Annotated in this window: 16 protein-coding genes and 1 pseudogene; 6 read left to right on the plus strand and 11 right to left on the minus strand. The window is 59.8% G+C overall.

What is annotated here, in order from left to right; genetic code table 11:
* Positions 1 to 44: 44 nt before the first annotated feature.
* From ACYZT2_RS15240 to pssA, 7 genes are all read right to left on the minus strand, one after another.
* On the minus strand, positions 45 to 818 hold the full coding sequence (locus tag ACYZT2_RS15240) for an enoyl-CoA hydratase (RefSeq protein ID WP_461965213.1): 774 nt from the start codon (positions 816 to 818) through the stop codon (positions 45 to 47).
* A 130-nt stretch (positions 819 to 948) separates the two neighbouring features.
* On the minus strand, positions 949 to 2,076 hold the full coding sequence (locus tag ACYZT2_RS15245) for an acyl-CoA dehydrogenase (protein WP_461965215.1): 1,128 nt from the start codon (positions 2,074 to 2,076) through the stop codon (positions 949 to 951).
* A 148-nt stretch (positions 2,077 to 2,224) separates the two neighbouring features.
* Positions 2,225 to 3,418: an acetyl-CoA C-acyltransferase gene (locus ACYZT2_RS15250; RefSeq protein WP_461965217.1), complete on the minus strand. Its 1,194-nt coding sequence runs from the start codon at positions 3,416 to 3,418 to the stop codon at positions 2,225 to 2,227.
* Between the two features lie 12 nt (positions 3,419 to 3,430).
* Positions 3,431 to 4,192: an SDR family NAD(P)-dependent oxidoreductase gene (locus ACYZT2_RS15255; RefSeq protein ID WP_461965219.1), complete on the minus strand. Its 762-nt coding sequence runs from the start codon at positions 4,190 to 4,192 to the stop codon at positions 3,431 to 3,433.
* Between the two features lie 15 nt (positions 4,193 to 4,207).
* Positions 4,208 to 5,872 (minus strand): AMP-binding protein, encoded by a 1,665-nt coding sequence (locus ACYZT2_RS15260; RefSeq protein ID WP_461965221.1) that lies wholly within the window; start codon positions 5,870 to 5,872, stop codon positions 4,208 to 4,210.
* Positions 5,873 to 6,147: 275 nt separating this feature from the next.
* On the minus strand, positions 6,148 to 7,164 hold the full coding sequence (locus ACYZT2_RS15265; RefSeq protein WP_461965223.1) for an AraC family transcriptional regulator: 1,017 nt from the start codon (positions 7,162 to 7,164) through the stop codon (positions 6,148 to 6,150).
* A 156-nt stretch (positions 7,165 to 7,320) separates the two neighbouring features.
* The gene (gene pssA / locus ACYZT2_RS15270) at positions 7,321 to 8,664 is read right to left on the minus strand and encodes a CDP-diacylglycerol--serine O-phosphatidyltransferase (protein WP_461965225.1); all 1,344 of its coding nucleotides are present in this window, start codon (positions 8,662 to 8,664) and stop codon (positions 7,321 to 7,323) included.
* Between the two features lie 216 nt (positions 8,665 to 8,880).
* On the opposite strand from pssA, the gene ACYZT2_RS15275 reads away from it, so the two are divergent.
* From ACYZT2_RS15275 to ACYZT2_RS15285, 3 genes are all read left to right on the plus strand, one after another.
* A complete protein-coding gene (locus ACYZT2_RS15275; protein ID WP_461965227.1) occupies positions 8,881 to 9,444 on the plus strand; it encodes a TetR/AcrR family transcriptional regulator in 564 nt (187 codons plus the stop codon).
* Positions 9,445 to 9,500: 56 nt separating this feature from the next.
* Complete coding sequence (locus tag ACYZT2_RS15280; RefSeq protein ID WP_461965229.1) at positions 9,501 to 9,977, plus strand: nuclear transport factor 2 family protein; 477 nt, start codon at positions 9,501 to 9,503, stop codon at positions 9,975 to 9,977.
* Between the two features lie 234 nt (positions 9,978 to 10,211).
* Positions 10,212 to 10,991, plus strand: coding sequence for a TSUP family transporter (locus ACYZT2_RS15285; protein WP_095631017.1), 780 nt, complete (start codon positions 10,212 to 10,214; stop codon positions 10,989 to 10,991).
* Here ACYZT2_RS15285 and nudC read toward each other — a convergent pair.
* Together nudC and ACYZT2_RS15295 are read right to left on the minus strand one after the other, a co-directional pair.
* Complete coding sequence (gene nudC, locus ACYZT2_RS15290; RefSeq protein ID WP_461965231.1) at positions 10,959 to 11,789, minus strand: NAD(+) diphosphatase; 831 nt, start codon at positions 11,787 to 11,789, stop codon at positions 10,959 to 10,961. The genes ACYZT2_RS15285 and nudC overlap by 33 nt on opposite strands.
* A 6-nt stretch (positions 11,790 to 11,795) precedes the next feature.
* Positions 11,796 to 12,608, minus strand: coding sequence for a crotonase/enoyl-CoA hydratase family protein (locus tag ACYZT2_RS15295; protein ID WP_461965233.1), 813 nt, complete (start codon positions 12,606 to 12,608; stop codon positions 11,796 to 11,798).
* A gap of 414 nt (positions 12,609 to 13,022) precedes the next feature.
* Here ACYZT2_RS15295 and ACYZT2_RS15300 point away from each other — a divergent pair, with 414 nt between their 5' ends.
* Both ACYZT2_RS15300 and ACYZT2_RS15305 read left to right on the plus strand, forming a co-directional pair.
* Positions 13,023 to 14,018, plus strand: coding sequence for an IS110 family RNA-guided transposase (locus ACYZT2_RS15300; protein WP_461965059.1), 996 nt, complete (start codon positions 13,023 to 13,025; stop codon positions 14,016 to 14,018).
* Between the two features lie 201 nt (positions 14,019 to 14,219).
* Positions 14,220 to 14,551, plus strand: a pseudogene (locus ACYZT2_RS15305) (isochorismatase family protein).
* A gap of 107 nt (positions 14,552 to 14,658) precedes the next feature.
* Here the strand turns inward: ACYZT2_RS15305 and ACYZT2_RS15310 are convergent.
* Both ACYZT2_RS15310 and ACYZT2_RS15315 read right to left on the minus strand, forming a co-directional pair.
* The gene (locus ACYZT2_RS15310) at positions 14,659 to 15,960 is read right to left on the minus strand and encodes an ATP-binding protein (protein WP_461965235.1); all 1,302 of its coding nucleotides are present in this window, start codon (positions 15,958 to 15,960) and stop codon (positions 14,659 to 14,661) included.
* Between the two features lie 4 nt (positions 15,961 to 15,964).
* Positions 15,965 to 16,666 carry a response regulator gene (locus ACYZT2_RS15315; protein ID WP_461965237.1) on the minus strand — a complete coding sequence of 234 codons (702 nt, stop codon included), beginning with the start codon at positions 16,664 to 16,666 and terminating at the stop codon, positions 15,965 to 15,967.
* Positions 16,667 to 16,936: 270 nt separating this feature from the next.
* Between ACYZT2_RS15315 and ACYZT2_RS15320 the strand changes: the two genes are divergently transcribed.
* Positions 16,937 to 18,094, plus strand: a complete 1,158-nt coding sequence (locus tag ACYZT2_RS15320; protein ID WP_461965239.1) for an efflux RND transporter periplasmic adaptor subunit — start codon at positions 16,937 to 16,939, stop codon at positions 18,092 to 18,094.
* Positions 18,095 to 18,109: the final 15 nt, after the last annotated feature.

An 18,109-nucleotide genomic window follows, 5' to 3' on the forward strand; every position in this document is an offset into this window, starting at 1 on the left:
CGGCGATCCGACTTGCCCGCGAAGGCGTCCGCGAGAACGCTACATCACTTACCCTGGAACTCCGCCTCACGCTTGGCAATAAACGCCGCCATCCCTTCCTTCTGATCCTGCGTGGCAAACGCCGCATGGAACACCCGGCGTTCAAAGCGCACGCCTTCCGACAGGCTGACTTCAAAGGCGCGGTTGACGCTTTCCTTGACCATCATCGCAATCGGCAGCGACTTCCTGGCAATCAGCGCCGCGACTTTCAGCGCTTCTTCCAATAGCTCATCCGCCGGCACGATACGCGCAACAATCCCGCAACGCTCCGCTTCCACTGCATCGATCAAACGCCCGCTCAGGCACATTTCCATGGCCTTGGCCTTGCCCACTGCGCGAGTCAGACGCTGAGTGCCGCCCATGCCCGGCAACACGCCGAGATTGATTTCCGGCTGACCGAATTTGGCGTTGTCGCCGGCCAGAATGAAGTCGCACATCAACGCCAGTTCACAACCACCGCCCAAGGCGAAACCGTTGACCGCGGCGATGATCGGCTTGCGGCGGTTGGCCACGCGATCGCTGTCGCTGAACAGGTCATCGAGGTAGATCTGCGGGTAGGTCAGCTCGGCCATTTCCTTGATGTCGGCACCGGCGGCGAAGGCTTTTTTCGAGCCGGTCAGCACGATGCAACCGATGTTCAAATCGGCTTCCAGACCATCGAGGGCGTGGTTCAATTCGCTGACAATTTGCGCATTCAACGCGTTCAAGGCTTGCGGACGGTTGAGGGTAATCAGGCCAACGCGGTCCTTGATCTCCAATAAAATCGTTTCGTAGCTCATACATGACTCCTGATAAAGACTCGATCCCCCGTAGGAGCTGCCGAAGGCTGCGATCTTTTGATCTTGCTCTTTAAAAACAACATCAAAAGATCGCAGCCTCGTTGCACTCGACAGCTCCTACAGGTTCCTTTTAAAGATTGCGCGAAATGACCATGCGCTGAATGTCGCTGGTGCCTTCGTAGATCTGGCACACCCGCACGTCGCGGTAGATCCGCTCCAGCGGGAAGTCGTTCAGGTAACCGTAACCGCCGAGGGTTTGCAACGCCGAGGAACAGACCTTCTCGGCCATTTCCGAAGCGAACAGCTTGGCCATGGATGCTTCCACCAGCGCCGGTTTACCGCTGTCGCGCAACGCCGCTGCGTAATGCACCATCTGCCGGGCGACGGCGATCTGGGTTGCCATGTCCGCCAGCCGGAAGGCTACCGCCTGATGCTCGATGATCGGCTTGCCGAAACTCCCGCGCTCACGGGCGTAGTCGCGGGCCGCTTCGAACGCCGCCCGGGCCATGCCCACCGATTGCGAGGCGATGCCGACACGGCCGCCTTCGAGGTTGGCCAAGGCGATCTTGTAGCCTTCGCCCTCCTCACCCAGTCGATTGGCCACCGGGACTTTCACATCCTCGAAGAGGATCTGGCAGGTATCGGAGGCATGCTGGCCGAGTTTGTCTTCGACTCGCGCGACTTTGTAGCCCGGCGAATCGGTCGGCACGATCAACGCCGTGATCCCACGCTTGCCGGCACTCGGGTCGGTCACCGCAAACACAATCACAACCCCGGCGTTTTGCCCGGAGGTGATGAACTGCTTGCAGCCGTTGAGCACGTAATGATCGCCATCGAGCCGGGCGCGGGTTTTCAGGCTGCTGGCATCGGAGCCGGCTTGCGGTTCGGTCAACGCAAACGCACCGAGCATCGCGCCGCTGGCGAGTGGCTTGAGGAAGCGTTCTTTTTGATCGTCGGTGCCGAACTTGAGGATCGGCACGCAACCCACCGAGTTATGCACGCTCATGATGGTCGAGCAGGCGCCATCGCCGGCAGCGATTTCTTCCAGGGCCATGGCGTAGGCGAGGTAACCGGTGTCACAACCGCCCCACTGCTCCGGCACCAGCATGCCAAAGAAGCCCAGGTCGGCCATCTCGCCGATGGCTTCCTTGGGGAAGCGATGTTCACGGTCCCATTCAGCGGCGAACGGTTTCAGCCGTTCCTGGGCAAACTGCCGGGCCGCGTCGCTGATCTGAAGTTGTTCGTCATTGGGAATCATGCCAAGTCCTTAAAATGTAATTGCCCCGTAGGAGCTGGCGAAGCCTCGGGCCGCGTTCGAACGATCTTTTGATCTTGATCTTAAAAAACAAGATCAAAAGATCGCAGCCTCGTTTCACTCGACAGCTCCTACAGAAACCATGCGGGCCTTAGTACAGGCATTCCACAGCCATGGCCGTGGCTTCGCCGCCGCCAATGCAGATTGCTGCAACACCGCGTTTCAGGCCTTTTTGGCGCAGGGCCGAGAGCAAGGTCACGAGGATCCGCGCGCCAGACGCACCGATCGGGTGGCCCAAGGCACAGGCACCGCCGTGAACATTGATTTTCTCGTGGGGGATCTCCAGTTTGGTCATGGTCACCAGACTGACCACAGCAAAGGCTTCATTGACTTCGAACAACTCGACTTCGTCCAGCGACCAGCCGGCTTTCTTCATCAACTTTTTGATCGCACCCACCGGTGCCACCGGGAACAGCCCCGGCGTGTCGGCAAATGCAGCGTGACCATGAATCACCGCCAGCGGTTTCAGGCCTTGTTTCTCTGCTTCGGAACGGCGCATCAGCACCAGCGCTGCCGCGCCGTCGGAGATCGAACTGGAGTTCGCCGCCGTCACGGTGCCGCCATCGCGGAACGCCGGTTTCAGCGAGGCGATCTTGTCCAGTTTGGCTTTCGGCGGCTGTTCGTCGTGGCTGATCAGCACTTGCTCTTTGCCGACCATCACCTGCACGGGCACGATCTCCGCGTTGAAACTGCCGTCCTTGATCGCCTGTTGGGCGCGGGTGGTCGAAGCAATGGCAAACGCGTCCTGATCTTCACGGCTGAAGCCGTTGGTTTCGGCGCAATCCTCGGCGAAGGTGCCCATCAGGCGGCCCTTGTCGTAGGCGTCTTCCAGGCCGTCGAGGAACATGTGATCGAGCACCCGGCCATGGCCCATGCGGTACCCGCTGCGGGCGCGGTCCAGCAGGTACGGCGCGTTGGACATGCTTTCCATGCCGCCGGCGACGACCACATCGGCACTGCCGGCGATCAGCATGTCGTGAGCCAGAATCGTGGCTTCCATGCCCGAGCCGCACATTTTGTTCAGCGTGGTGCAACGGGTCGATTTATCCAGTCCGGCGCCCAGGGCCGCTTGCCGCGCCGGGGCCTGGCCGAGACCAGCGGAGAGCACGCAGCCGAACAGCACTTCTTCCACGGATTCAGGGGCGATACCGGCGCGCTCAACGGCAGCACGAATCGCCGCGGCGCCCAGTTGCGGTGCGGTCAGGCTTTTCAGTTCGCCCTGGAAACCGCCCATCGGGGTGCGGACGGCGCTGACAATAACAATCGGATCGTTGGAAAGTGTCATGTCTAATCCTCCTTATTTCGCGGCCATGCGCAAGGCACCGTCGAGACGGATCACCTCGCCGTTGAGCATGCTGTTTTCTATGATATGCCTGACCAGCGCGGCGTACTCGCTCGGCTTGCCCAGGCGCGGTGGAAACGGCACGCCAGCGGCCAACGACTCGCGCACTTGCGGGGTCATGCCGGCCATCATCGGCGTTTCGAAAATGCCTGGGGCAATGGTCATCACTCGGATGCCAAAGCGCGCCAGTTCACGGGCGGCGGGCAAGGTCAGGCTGACGATCGCGCCTTTCGAAGCCGAATACGCGGCCTGACCGATCTGACCATCGAAAGCTGCGGCCGAAGCGGTGTTGATGATCACGCCACGCTCACCGTCTTCGTCGGCTTCGGTTTCGGCAATCGCCGCCGCCGCCAGGCGCAACATGTTGAAGCTGCCGATCAGGTTGACGTTGATCACCTGGCTGAAGCTGGCCAGTGCGTGGGGGCCGTTCTTGCCGAGGATCTTCTCGCCACGCACGATACCGGCGCAATTGACCAGACCATTGAGGCCGCCAAACGCTTTGACCGTCGCCTGGACTGCCGCTTGCGCAGCCGCTTCATTGCTGATATCCGCCAGCACGCTTTGCGCGCCGAGACGTGCAGCCTGGGCCGCGACGGCTTCGGCGTTCATGTCCACCAGCGTCACCTTGGCGCCGGCAGCCACCAGCATTTCAGCGGTGGCGGCACCGAGGCCGGACGCACCGCCGGTGACGAGAAAAACCTTGTTTTCGATCTGCATCATTGTTCCTTGGATTCAAGCTGAAATGTTCTTCGCGGCGGCCTCTTGAGCCTTGGCGATTTCCTGGTTGCGCAAGATAAAGCGCTGCAATTTGCCGCTTGGGGTTTTCGGCAATTCGCTGACAAATTCGATTTCACGGGGGTATGCGTGCGCCGCCAGACGCTTGCGCACGTGTTGGCGAAGCTCTTCGGCGAGCGCAGGTTCGGCACGGTATTGCGAGCTGAGCACGACGAAGGCTTTCACCAGCTCGGTGCGCTCCGGGTCGGGCTTGCCGATCACCGCCGCTTCGACCACTGCCGGGTGTTCTATTAGCGCGCTTTCCACGTCGAACGGGCCGACGCGATAGCCGGAGGTAGTGATCACATCGTCACTGCGACCGACGAAGCTGATGCTGCCGTCCGGGTTCCACTCGACGGTGTCGCCGCTCAGGTAATAGTTGCCGACGAACGCCTTGGTCGGCGCGCCCTCGTAACCGCCGAACCAGCACATCGGCGACTGGGTACGGTCGATGGCCAGAATGCCTGGCTGGCCGACACCCAGTTCTTTGTATTCGTCGTCGAGCACCACGATGCGGTGGCCCGGCGAGGCGAAACCGGCAGCGCCGATGTGCACCGGATGATCGAGGCCATGGTGATTGCACAAAACCATGCCCAGCTCGGTCTGGCCGTAATGGTCGTGGATCACCACGCCGAGGTTATCGGCGAACCAGCGGATCACTTCAGGATTCAGCGGTTCGCCGGCGCTGCTGACGATGCGCAGCTTGCCCTTGACCGAGCGGGCAAATTCATCACCACCGGCAATCAGAAAGCGGTAGGCGGTCGGTGAACCGGTGAGGTTGGTAATCCCGTATTTGTTGATCACCCGGCAGGTGCTTTCGAGGGTGAACGGGCCATCGTAAAAGGTGATCGGGTGCCCCATCGCCATCGGCCCGGTGACGCCGAAATAGATGCCGTAGGCCCAGCCCGGATCGGCGACGTTCCAGAACGCGTCTTCAGGGCGCAGGTCCACCGCGTCACGGGTGTAACTCTGGAATGCGACGATGGACTTGAGCGGCACCGACAGCGCTTTCGACGGGCCGGTGGTGCCCGAGGTAAACATCAGCAGGAACGGGTCTTCACCGGTCAGCAATACCGGTTCGCAGACATTGGAGTAGTTGGCCAGTTCGGCCCAAAAACTGAAATCACCCCGAACAATACCTTGGCCTTTCGGGCCGCCGACGGTGACGATGGTCGGGCAGTCGGCCACTTCAGCGAGTTTCGGGCGATTGACCGCGTCGGTTACTACGACTGCGGCGCCGGAGCTGTTGAGGCGATGTTCAATGGCTTTCGGGCCGAAGGCGGTAAACAGCGGCTGATAGACCGCGCCGATGCGCCAGGTGGCGAACACGGTGATCAGTAATTCGATGTTGCGTGGCAAGAGGCCGGCGACTTTATCGCCCTTCTTCACGCCTTGGGCCAGCAGGAAATTGGCAAACCGTGCGGCTTTGTCCTGCAAGTCGCTGAAGGTGTACGTCGCGCTGGCGCCGTCGCGGCCTTCCCAGAACAGCGCGATACGCCCCGGCAAGGCGTGCCGGTCGCAACACTCGACGCAGGCGTTGAGCGCGCTCAACGACCCTGTGAGCGCGGCATCGACGGTGTGCTGATAATTGAACTGTGACGTAGCAGACAAGTAATCGCGCATTGCCAGAATCCCTGTGTATTTTTATTAGGTTGGGGAACCGTAAATAACAAGGAAATACTCGCTCTGCGCGGGGCGCGGGACAATGGTCAAAGCTATCAAGTTGTGTGACTGGTTTGGCCAAGGTTCAAGGGATGCGTCGTCTGGGCGGACGCCTTCGCGGGCAAGCCTCGCTCCTACAGGTCCCGGATCGTTCTCACCGTTTGTGATCCACCACAGCCCCCGTAGGAGCGAGGCTTGCCCGCGAAGGCGTCAAACCAATCACCACAAGTTCTGGATCAGCTGGCCTCGTTGAGTATCAAACTCCGGTAATGCCCCGGATTAGACCCCGACCACTTGCGAAACGCCTTGTAGAACGAACTGGTATCGGCAAACCCCAAACGGGTGGCGATTTCGGCGAAGCTGATGGCAGGCTCGGCCAGCCAGACGATGGCCAATTCCTTGCGCACACTGTCCTTGAGCCCCTGATACGTCTGCCCCTCTTCGGCCAAGCGTCGGCGCAGGGTCGAGGCCGACATGCACAGTTGCTGCGCCAGCGCCTCGGTTTCCGGCCAGCGTTCGGCAGGCAGTTGCCGCAGATCGTGCTTGATCCGACTGGCCAGGCTCTCGGGATCGCGGTACTTGACCAGAATGTTCGCCGGCGCATGGCCCAGAAATCGCTTGAGCTCTTCAGCGCTGCGCTTGATCGGCAAATCCAGGCAATCGGCCGAGAAAATCATCCGCGTGCGCGGCCGGTCGAACCGCAGGTTCTCGGAGAACATCACCCGATAGTCATCACAAAAATCCGGCGCCGGGCAGCGTAGCTCGATGGCCAGGATCGGTATCCGACGCCCCGCCAGCCAGCAGGCAACACCGTGCACGATCATCCAGTAAGTGAAATAGGTGAAGGCGCGGCGCGGGTCTTCGTCGTCCTCCAGCAGGACGATTTCCGCCAGGCTTTGCTGGCGTACCAGTTGCGCGGGCATGCGCTCAAGCATCAACGACAGAAAGCTAAGCCCCGAGGTCAGCCCCGCGGCCAGGCTCGGCTGAACCATCGAGCAACGACAGAGAAACTCCAGGCTGCCGGACTTGAGCTTGCGCGGGTCCATGCCAAAAAACTCATCGTCCCCGCGCCGGGCCAGCAAGTGCCACAGCCTTGCATAAGCAGTGGCCGGAACACGGGCGTCGGTAGTTTCCAGCAGTACCGGATCAATGCCGACCTTGTTCAACACCTCTTCGGTGGCAGCGCCCGGGACGCAACTTTGCAACAGCGCTTCACGCACCAGTTGAATGGAGATGGTGTCTTTTTCCGACATGGACCGGGGTGAGCCTTGTTCTTGTTTGAGTGGTGAGCATATTAGCGCAGCCATCAGCCTGGCGCAGATCCCTGTGGCAACCTAGATCCCTGTGGGAGCGGGCTTGCTCGCGAAGGCACTCTCACCGGCAACCCACCTTCGACGCCGGGTTGAACCTCACAGAATCCGATACAACAACCGCTCGATCCGTACCCGACTCACACGCTTGAGAAACTTGGCCACTCCCGCCGGGTAATCCGGCAGCGTTTCCAGATCCTGATACCGCTCAATACGGCTGGTGTGCCGGAAAATCTCCGTCAGCTCCTTACCACGCGGCTCCAGCATTTCACCTTTCGGATCATCGATCAGCAACGCGTTTTCCAGGTCGAGACGGAACGCACGCGGGTTGAGGTTGTTGCCGGTCAGCAAGGTGTAGCGCTGATCGATCCACATGCCCTTCAGGTGATAGGTGTTGTCGCCATCCTTCCACAAGTGCAGGTTCAGCTTGCCACTGTCGATGCTGCGCTGATGACGCTTGGCGAAGCGTCGCAGGCTGATTTCGTAAAGGTATGGCAGCGCCGCGATCACCTTGAACGGCTCGCTGGGCGGAATGTAGAAGTCGTTGGCGGTTTTGTCGCCGACAATGATGTCGATCTTCACGCCGCGGGCCAGGGCTCGATTGATTTCCCGGGTCACTGCCAGGGGCAGGTTGAAGTACGGCGTGCAGATGGTCAGCTGATGTTGGGCGCTGGCGATCAGCTCGCAGATCACCCGACTCAACGGGTTGTTCTTGCCCACACCGAGCAATGGACTGACGGATAAACCGCCCTTCGCCGTACTGCCCGCCGTGGTGTCGTACGCCGCGTGCTTGAGACGGCTGCGCAAGTCACCGATGTCGTTGCGCAGGCTGCGGGTTGTCGGCAAGTTCGGCAGGTCGAGGCGATGCACCGCTTTGGAGGCGATAAGACCGTGCTGAATCAGGTGCTGCATCGAGTCGGCCAGCGCGTGGTTGCGCAGCAGGTGATAACGGTCGAAGCGGTACTTGTCGAATTTATGCAGGTAGACATTGTTCAGGCTCGCGCCGCTGTAGAGCACGCAATCGTCGATCACGAAGCCCTTCAAATGCAGCACGCCGAACAGCTCGCGGGTCTGCACCGGCACGCCGTACACCGGCACCACGCTTTCGTGGGTGCGGGTCGTTTCCTGATACCAGGCCGAGTTGCCCGGCTGCTTGCCGGCACCGATCAAACCGCGCTGGGCACGCAGCCAATCCACAACCACCACCACGTCCAGTTCCGGGCGCGCCAGTTTGGCGGCGTGCAGGGCATCGAGGATTTCCTGCCCGGCCTCATCCTGTTGCAGGTACAGCGCGACGATATAGATGCGCTGGGTTGCCTGGGCGATTTGTTCCAGCAGACAACGACGGAACTCGGCGGCGCCAGAGAGGATGGTGACGGCATCGGCGGTCAGCGGAAAACTGCGCAGTTTAGGCAGCAGAGAGCGTTTGAAAAGCGACGGCATAGGGCTCGCAAAGGGTCGAATCCGAAGAGCCCGAGAGCTTACACCATGGATTGCCTTGGGTCTTGTTAGTGTCTGTAAAGGCCCTATCGCAAGCAGGCTCGCTCCCACAGGGGAATGCATTTCAAATGTGGGAGCGAGCCTGCTCGCGATGGCAATTTCACAGACACCAAAAACAACCCCTTGACCAAGGAGAACGATCATTCTACTGTTCGCCGCATGAACGAAATCACTAGCAACGCCACACGCGAAATCATTCTGGATGTCACCGAAAAGTTGATCTACAAAAGTGGCATCGCTGCCACCGGCATGGACCTTCTGGTGAAAACCGCCGGCGTCTCCAGAAAAAGTATTTACCGCTACTTCGCCAACAAGGAGGAGCTCACCGTCGCGGCCCTGCAACGTCGCGATGTGCGCTGGATGAGTTGGTATCGAAGCGAAGTCGGCAAGGCGCAAACCCCGGCCGAACGGCTACTCAACCTGTTTACCGTGCTCAAGACCTGGTTCGCCTCCGAAGGCTTTCGCGGCTGCGCATTCATCAATACCAGCGGCGAAACCGGCGATGCGCAAGCCCCGGTTCGCCTGGTCGCCAAAGACCACAAACAGAAGCTGCTCGACTACGTGCGCGAGCTCTGTACCGAACAGGGCGCACAAGACCCGGAGACGCTGGCCAAACAGCTGCTGATCCTGATCGACGGTGCCATTACCGTAGCGCTTGTGATGGGTGATCACAGTGCCGCCGATAATGCACAATGCATGGCGCGAAAGTTATTGGACCTGTAACACTTTTAATAAGCCCGACCATTTGCTTGAACGTTAATTTGATAGGGAGACTTTATATGTCTACTGCCGAAGTTCGTCCGCCATTGCCGCCGTTTACCCGTGAATCGGCCATCGAAAAAGTTCGCCTCGCCGAAGACGGCTGGAACTCCCGCGACCCGCAACGGGTGTCCTTGGCCTACACCCTGGACACCCAGTGGCGTAACCGCGCCGAGTTCGCCCACAACCGCGAAGAAGCCAAAGCTTTCCTGACCCGTAAATGGGCCAAGGAACTGGACTATCGGCTGATCAAGGAACTCTGGGCCCATGGCGACAACCGTATCGCTGTGCGTTACGCCTACGAATGGCATGACGACTCAGGCAATTGGTTCCGCTCCTACGGCAACGAGAACTGGGAGTTCGACGAGAACGGCTTGATGTTCAACCGTTACGCCTGCATCAACGACATGCCGATCAAGGAAGGCGACCGCAAGTTCCACTGGCCGCTGGGCCGCCGGCCGGATGATCACCCGGGCTTATCCGATCTGGGCCTGTAAACACAATCCCCTGTAGGAGCTGCCGAAGGCTGCGATCTTTTGATTTTGCCTTTTAAGATCAAAAGATCGCAGCCTTCGGCAGCTCCTACAGAGACTGTGTGCAGCCATGACAATTTGGCCGTATCCGATCATGCGCATGCATTGCGCCAGACCGGTCGCCGCAGAAGTTGGATATGGGTAAGATACCGGCCTTTCGTGCAGCCCTTTCTGCACCCTGCCAAATAAGCCGATTCCATGCCTTTCGAACTCAGCGTTGACCTCACTACTCTGGCCGTTCTGGCCCTTGTCGCTTTCATTGCCGGTTTCATCGACGCCATCGCCGGCGGGGGTGGTCTGTTGACCACTCCGGCGCTGCTGACTGCCGGCCTGCCGCCGCACCTGGTGCTGGGCACCAACAAGCTCAGTTCGACCTTTGGCTCGGCCACGGCCAGTTTCACCTTCTACCGGCGCAAGCTGTTCCATCCTCGGCAGTGGATGCACGCCATCGTTGGCACGTTGGTGGGTGCACTCACCGGCGCCGTGGTCGCTCATTACCTGCCGGCGGAATGGCTGAACAAGATGCTGCCAGTGATCGTTTTCGCTTGCGGTCTTTACCTGTTGTTCGGCGGCACACCGAAGGCGCCGCTGGACAGCGACGCGCCGATCAAGAAAAAGTGGCAATCGAGCCAAGGCTTCAGCCTTGGTTTCTACGACGGCGTGGCCGGCCCTGGAACAGGTGCGTTCTGGACCGTCAGCAGCCTGCTGCTCTACCCCATCGACCTGGTCAAGGCCAGCGGCGTGGCGCGCAGCATGAACTTCGTCAGCAACATCGCGGCGCTGTCGGTGTTCATATTCTCCGGGCAGGTGGACTGGATCATCGGCCTGAGCATGGGCCTGTCGGTGATGGTCGGCGCCTTCTTCGGCGCGCGCACCGCCATCAGTGGCGGTGCGAAATTCATTCGCCCGGTGTTCATCACCGTGGTGCTCGGCTTGACTGTCCGGCTAGCTTGGCAGCACTGGTTCAGCGTGGCCTAAGCGCCGCGCCACATAGACGTCGATCAGGTAACGGGCAATCGAGCGTGACGCCGGTAACGGCGGCAGCTCGTGCACGTTGAACCACTGGGCGTCTTCGATCTCGTCTTCCTGACAGACAATCTCGCCGCCGGCGTACTCGGCGTGAAAACCGAGCATCATCGAATGCGGGAACGGCCAGCACTGACTGCCCATGTACTGGATGTTCTTGACCTCGATCTGCACCTCTTCGCGGACCTCGCGAATCAGGCAATCCTCGGCCGATTCACCCGGCTCGGCAAACCCCGCCAACGTGCTGTAGACCCCGGTGACAAATCGCGGCGAGCGGGCCAACAGAACCTCGTCGCCTCGGGTCACCAGCACGATCATGCTCGGTGAAATGCGCGGATAGTGGCGTATATCACACGGTTCACAGTACATCGCCCGCTCACGCGGCACCTGAATCATCACCTGCCCACAGTTACCGCAAAAACGATGTTCGCGGGCCCAGGTACCGATTTGCGCGGCATAGCCGAGAACCTTGTAGACGGTGTGATCGCCCTCGAGCATGAACGCTCGCAGGCCTTTCCAGTTGCAGCCCGGCACTTCGCTGTGACTGCGCAACTCCAGCAGGTAGACCGGTTCGCCATCCAGGTGACCGATGCCATGCTCGGCGAGAATCGACAAGTCCTGACGCTTGAGCCATTCCCGAGGAAACAGCGCACCATTGTCATCGAACAGAAAGCCTTCGGGGCTGCGCGCCACGGCCCAACCGCCGGGTTGATCGGTGTCCAGTACTGCGGTGGTCCAGCGTGAAGTCATGGTTAATCAATCCAGAAATTCGGGTTTCTGTTTGCTCATATGGGCGGCCATAGCCACGCGCAGATCGGTGGATTGCAGCATGGCGGCGTTCCAGGTGGCGACGTATTCGAGGCCGTCGTCGATGCGATGGTCGCGCATGTAGCTGATCATCTCTTTGGTGCCGGTGATAGCAATCGGCGACTTGCTGGCGATCTCGCGAGCAATGCCCATCACACCTTCAAGCAGGCTGGCGGCATCGCTGTAGACGCGATTGACCAGGCCGATGGTGCGCGCTTCGTCGGCGCCAAAGGTGCGACCAGTGTAAGCCAGTTCACGCAGCATGCCGTCACCGATTATCCGTGGCAAGCGTTGCAAAGTGCCCACATCGGCGGCCATGCCGATGTCGATTTCCTTGATGGAGAATTGCGCGTCCTCGGCGGCGTAACGCATGTCGCAGGCCGAGATCAGGTCGATGGCGCCGCCCAGGCAATAACCCTGAATCGCCGCCAGCACCGGTTTGCGGCAGTTGTCGACGGCATTGAATGACGCTTGCAGGTTCAGGATTTTCCGGCGCAACAGACGCGCATTGCGACCGACATCCTTGCCCAACTCATTAGCCACACCGGCCAGCATCATCAGGTCGATGCCGGAAGAAAAATGTTTGCCGGCGCCGCTGAGGACCACCACGCGCACTTCATCGGTGTCATCGATCCACTGGAAAATCTCGATGATCTCGCTCCAGAACGCGGCGTTCATCGCATTGATCTTTTCCGGGCGGTTGATCTGCACATGGGCGATATTATCGGCCAGTTCGACGCTGAAGGCGGTGTATTGAGACATGGCAGTGATCCTTTACCGGGCAGAATATGAGGCCCGAACTATAACAAGGCATCAGTGCCGGCAGTAAGGCAGCGGTTCGGCCAAATGCGGGACTGTTGCGGGTTCTGTGGTGTCTGGACTGGCCTCTTCGCGGGCAAGCCTCGCTCCTTGTATGTTGACCCTGACTCCAACGAGAGAGGTTACGCTCAAGGAGTCATACAACAGCAAGTGCGTTTCTGGGGGAGGCCGATCGCTCCTGAAGGCAGGATTTGCTCCTGACCTTGTCTGTAGAGAGGCCCCCCGCCTCATTGCCCACCACGAAGAGTATCGAGAAGCCGACAAGTCGGACTTCGCATTACAAGGTTGCAGTGGCATGAAGTTCGAGGTCGGGGGAACCAGGAGCAATCTTTACCTAAAGCCAAGGAAGTGAAAAGCATGAATGCTCATATCGGCATAGACATTGGTTCGCGCACGTCTGCCATGGGATGGCGGCAGAACGGTAAAACGTCCGGCCAGTGGGACATTCAGCACACACCCAAGGGCCGCAAGGCTGCCGTGGAGAAGTTGTTGAAGCTCAAGCCGCTGAGCGTTGTCATGGAAGCCACCGGCATTTACTACCTGGACCTTGCGATGGAGTTGCACGCTGCCGGCTTGCCGGTCTCGGTGATCAACCCCAAAAGTTTCCACAACTTTGCCAAGCTGATGCTGCAAAACAGCAAGACTGACCAGATTGATGCCCTATTGCTGGCTGAATATGGTGAGCGCATGTCGCCTAGGCTTTGGGTGCCCCCTACGGCCGATCAAATGACGTTGCGGGCAATTGGCCGTCATATCAATCGGCTGATTGGTCATCGAACGAGAGCCAAGAACGAACTCCATGCGCTACAGGCGACAGAAACGAGTGTTGAGCTGCTGATCAAGGATGAGAAAGATGCGATTGCAGCCTTGGACGCCCGGATTGATCGCTTGAAAAAAGCGGCACGTGATGCCATCGCCAAGTGCCCGGATCTGAGTTTGCAGTTTCGCTGCATGATGGCTGCGCCCGGTGTGGGCGAGGCTTCGGCGATTGCGGCACTGGCGGAGCTGACGACGCTACCTGTGACGCTTAAATCGGCCCAGGTAAGCCGTTATGCGGGGCTGGATGTGAGGCTGACCCAATCAGGTACGAGCGTGAACCGCCCAGGACGCATGTCCAAGTGCGGCAACGCTTACTTGCGTGCAGCGATGTTCATGCCAGCGATGACGGCAATTCGCTGTGATGAAAATGTGAAGGCCTTTTACGAGGCGCTGGTCGCTCGCGGCAAGAAGAAAATGCAGGCCATTGGAGCGGTGATGCGCAAATACCTGACGGGGTTATGGGCGTGCATGCGTTCTGGAGAAGAATTTGATACGGCCAAGCTTTTCAGCGAAAAACATCTCGCGAAAGCTTGACCGTGAACAGAGTATCTACAGGTTATGTGTCGGTCGCACGTTCATTCCCCTGTAGGAGCGAGGCTTGCCCGCGAAGGCCACACCGCCGATCCAACTGCCCTGCACTGTCACAAACGCAGCCATTTAATAAAACCGACTTAGCACACCAGCAAAGTTGTCACACTATGCTTGCACCTGACTTTCCAAGGAGGAACCCCACCCATGCCAATCTCTTCACGTGCAGCCTTGCTGGTTATCGACGTCCAGAACGACTTCATCCCCGGCGGTCAATTACCGGTGCCGGAGGGTGACCTGATTGTGCCCTTGATCAACCGCCTCGGCCGCCAGTTCAAGCAGGTCATCATTGCCCAGGACTGGCACTGGATTTCTGCGTGATGTTTTCCGCGCTGGACGCGCGGGCCGCGGGGTTCAATGCGTTTGTGGTGATGGATGCGTGTCGGGCGATTGATCTGGAGGGATCGCTGGCGGCAGCAATTGACCGGATGCAGGTGGCTGGGGTTGGGTTGATTCCATCAACCGAAATACTCGGCTGAGCTGTCAATAACCTGTGACTGGTGATGCCCCCGGCATTGCTACTTACACCGCTCCTACATTTGGATCGAGTGAAACCCGCAAACGCGAATCGTCTGAAAGCGTGCCTTTAAACCGGTGTAGGCAACCACAACCGAAACCGCGCACCACCCAGCGGCGACGCTTGCGCGGTAAGTGTGCCGCTCTGTGCTTCCAGTGCCCGGCGGCTGATCGCCAGCCCCAGGCCAAACCCACCCGTTGCACGATCCCGACTACGATCCAGCCGATAAAACGGCTCGAAAATCCGCTCCCGCTCCTCCTCCGGGATGCCGATGCCATCGTCATCCACCCAGATCTCACAGCCCTTGGCGCACACCTGCACACCGATCTGAATGCGTTTTTCGCAATAGCGCATGGCGTTACGCAACAGGTTCTGGATCGCCCGGGCGGTCAGTCGCGGGTCCAGCGAGAAGCGTTCGAGCTGGCCATTAAGCAGCACATCGATGACGATTTCCGGGGATTCCAGTTCTTCGTCGACACTGCCGAGGATGCTGTCGATGAATTCATCCAGCGACACGTCGACCTGTTCGGGCAACCGCGCCGGGTTTTGCAAGCGGCTGTAAGACAGCAGTTCCAGCACCAACTCATCCAGCTCGCGAATGTGCGCGACCAAGCCTTGCAGACGTTCGCGGCTGGTGGCTGGCAAGTCGTCGGACAGCGCCAGGGCCAGGCCAAAATCCAGCCGCGTCAGTGGTGTGCGCAGTTCGTGGGACACAGCGTTGAGCAGATCGCGTTGTTGGTTGAGCAAGTTTTCGATGTCGCCGGCCATGGTGTCGAACACGTGGGCCAGGCTGCCGATGTTGGAGCTGGAGGAAATCTGCGTGCGCTCGCTCAAGTGGCCCTTGCCGAAGCGTTCGGCGGTGCCTTTGAGGCGTTCCAGATCGCGCCAGTGCGGGCGCAACCATAGCAACAGACAGGCGAGCATGGTCGCGCCGATCAGTACGTTGATGCTCCAGTACAACCAACTGACGTCCGTCGGGTCTGGCGGCACGACCATTTTCACCACCATCTGCTCGTTCAGCGGTGCCACCGCCAAGGTGCGCCAGCCCCAGTCACCGATACGCACAACGTTCTCACCGCGCTGCAAGCGTTCACGTTCATCCCGGGTGAATTCAGCGTCGTCATTGCGGGTCAGTACGATGTGCAACGGCTGGAATTCCTCGTCCATTTCTGCAGCCAACGCCGGCCATTGCTCAATCGGCACTGCGCGAAACTGTTTGACGATCAGGGTTTGCAAACCTCGGGAATAATCGAGGTTGTAGGTGACAAAACGTTCATGAAAGACCTGGATCACCAGGTCCGGCACCAGATAAATTGCGGCGCTGAACGAGACGATAGTCACCAGATAAAGGCGAAACAGGATTCTGAACATCGACTCAGCATTCCCACTCGGAGCGGCTGAACAGGTAGCCCTTGCCCCACACGGTTTTGATCTTGCGCGCCTCGCCGGCGTGGTCGTCGAATTTGCGCCGCAACTTGGAGATGGCCACGTCCACCGAGCGGTCGGTGCCGTTGAATTCGATACCGCGCAAACGTTGCAGAATCTGATCGCGGCTCAGCACTTCGCCGGCATGCCGGGCCAGCACCACCAGCAAGTTGTATTCACCGCTGGACAACTCGATCAGTTGCTCGCGCCAGGTCACGGTGCGTTCGGACAGGTCGATGCACAGATTGCCCATGAGAATACGGTCGTTGGCGGTCATCGGTTCGCTGAGGCTGCTGCGGCGCAGCAAGGTCCGCACCCGGGCCAGCAACACCCGCGGCTCACAAGGTTTGGTGACGTAGTCATCGGCGCCCATCTCCAGGCCCAGCACTTGATCGTGACTGTCGTCGCGGGCAGTGAGCATCAGGATCGGCAACGTCGCCGAATCGGCCCGCAACAAGCGGCAGACCTGCAAGCCGTCGAGCCCCGGCAGCATCAGATCAAGAATCACCAGATCCGGAGGATTGACCCGCGCCCGTTCGCGCACAAGGTCGCCACGGCTGATCACGCTGACGCAATAGCCGTTGCGTTCCAGGTAGCTGGCAATCAGTTCGGAGAGCGCGGTGTCGTCTTCGACCAAGAGGATGTTGGGCATGGGGTGTTTCCAGAAAGTGCAGTGGCGACATTTAGGGCCTCTTCGCGGGCAAGCCTCGCTCCTACAGGGGTTCGCGATACCTCTGTAGGAGCGAGGCTTGCCCGCGAAGGCGGCCTAACCGTCGCAAAAGGAGTCAAGCCGCCAAGGATATACGCCCTCACACGCCCATGAGCAAAACCCTTACACAATTTCACACAGCCCCTACAAAGCTTAACCGCTACCCTCGTCGGCTCCCCGTAGGATGCGGGAGGTCATTATTGGGGTATTTACATGTCAAAGAATCTGCTCGCCCGGCTCAGCCTGATTGCACTGGCATTGACGCTGAGCGCTTGCGACCAATCCTCGACCGCCGAAGAACAGGCGCCGCTGGCCACCGTGCGCATCGAGACCATCGAAGCCCGGCCGCTGTCGATCAGCAGCGAGCTGAGCGGGCGGATTGTCGCGCCACGCATCGCCGAAGTGCGCGCCCGTGTGGCCGGCGTGGTGTTGCAACGCGCCTTTCGTGAAGGCAGCGACGTAAAAAAAGGCGACGTTCTCTTTCGTATCGACCCGGCGCCGTTCAAGGCAGACCTGGACAGCGCCGAAGCCGCATTGCGCAAGGCCGAAGCCAACGCGTTCCAGGCCAGACTGCAAGAGCAGCGCTACGCCCAGTTGATCGAAGGCAACGCCATCAGCGGCCAGGATTACGACAATGCTCGCGCCAATGCCCGGCAGACCGCCGCCGATGTCGCTGCCAATAAAGCCGCCGTGGAGCGGGCGAAACTGAACCTGGGTTACGCCACCGTCACCGCACCGATTTCCGGGCGCATCGGCCGAGCACTGGTAACTGAAGGCGCGCTGGTGGGGCAGAACGAAACCACGCCGCTGGCGCTGATTCAGCAGTTGAACCCGATCCACGCGGACCTGACGCAATCGACCCGTGAACTCAACGACCTGCGCCGCGCATTCCGTTCCGGCCAGTTAAAGGAAGTGGGCCAAGGTCAGGCCAAAGCCACGTTGATTCAGGACGACGGCAGCCTCTATCCGCTGCCGGGCAAGTTGCTGTTCACCGACATCACTGTCGACCCGGGCACCGGTCAGATCATCCTGCGCAGCGAGTTTCCCAACCCGGACCTCGACTTGCTGCCGGGCAGCTTCGTTCGCGTGCGTCTGGAGCAAGCGTTCAATCAGCAAGGCATCAGCGTGCCGCAACGGGCCATCCAGCGTGACAGCGCCGGCATCGCCCAAGTGCTGCTGCTCGACGCCGAGCAGCGAGTCGGCCAGCAACCGGTCGAACTGGGCGCGGTGCAGAACGATCGCTGGATCGTCACCCATGGCCTCAAGCCCGGCGACCGCATCGTCACTGAAGGCCTGCAACATGCGCGCCCCGGTGAAAAAGTCCAGATAGATGACACCCCTCTTCCACTTGCCCAGGTTTCTGGTCAGTAAGCAGGACGCTTTTTT

The sequence above is a fragment of the Pseudomonas sp. MDT1-85 genome, assembly GCF_054898065.1.

Coding starts and splice junctions, on each gene's coding strand:
- ACYZT2_RS15240 (WP_461965213.1), bottom strand. CDS start 818: ATGAGCTACGAAACGATTTTATTGGAGATCAAGGACCGCGTTGGCCTG.
- ACYZT2_RS15245 (WP_461965215.1), bottom strand. CDS start 2,076: ATGATTCCCAATGACGAACAACTTCAGATCAGCGACGCGGCCCGGCAG.
- ACYZT2_RS15250 (WP_461965217.1), bottom strand. CDS start 3,418: ATGACACTTTCCAACGATCCGATTGTTATTGTCAGCGCCGTCCGCACC.
- ACYZT2_RS15255 (WP_461965219.1), bottom strand. CDS start 4,192: ATGCAGATCGAAAACAAGGTTTTTCTCGTCACCGGCGGTGCGTCCGGC.
- ACYZT2_RS15260 (WP_461965221.1), bottom strand. CDS start 5,872: ATGCGCGATTACTTGTCTGCTACGTCACAGTTCAATTATCAGCACACC.
- ACYZT2_RS15265 (WP_461965223.1), bottom strand. CDS start 7,164: ATGTCGGAAAAAGACACCATCTCCATTCAACTGGTGCGTGAAGCGCTG.
- pssA (WP_461965225.1), bottom strand. CDS start 8,664: ATGCCGTCGCTTTTCAAACGCTCTCTGCTGCCTAAACTGCGCAGTTTT.
- ACYZT2_RS15275 (WP_461965227.1), top strand. CDS start 8,881: ATGAACGAAATCACTAGCAACGCCACACGCGAAATCATTCTGGATGTC.
- ACYZT2_RS15280 (WP_461965229.1), top strand. CDS start 9,501: ATGTCTACTGCCGAAGTTCGTCCGCCATTGCCGCCGTTTACCCGTGAA.
- ACYZT2_RS15285 (WP_095631017.1), top strand. CDS start 10,212: ATGCCTTTCGAACTCAGCGTTGACCTCACTACTCTGGCCGTTCTGGCC.
- nudC (WP_461965231.1), bottom strand. CDS start 11,789: ATGACTTCACGCTGGACCACCGCAGTACTGGACACCGATCAACCCGGC.
- ACYZT2_RS15295 (WP_461965233.1), bottom strand. CDS start 12,608: ATGTCTCAATACACCGCCTTCAGCGTCGAACTGGCCGATAATATCGCC.
- ACYZT2_RS15300 (WP_461965059.1), top strand. CDS start 13,023: ATGAATGCTCATATCGGCATAGACATTGGTTCGCGCACGTCTGCCATG.
- ACYZT2_RS15310 (WP_461965235.1), bottom strand. CDS start 15,960: ATGTTCAGAATCCTGTTTCGCCTTTATCTGGTGACTATCGTCTCGTTC.
- ACYZT2_RS15315 (WP_461965237.1), bottom strand. CDS start 16,666: ATGCCCAACATCCTCTTGGTCGAAGACGACACCGCGCTCTCCGAACTG.
- ACYZT2_RS15320 (WP_461965239.1), top strand. CDS start 16,937: ATGTCAAAGAATCTGCTCGCCCGGCTCAGCCTGATTGCACTGGCATTG.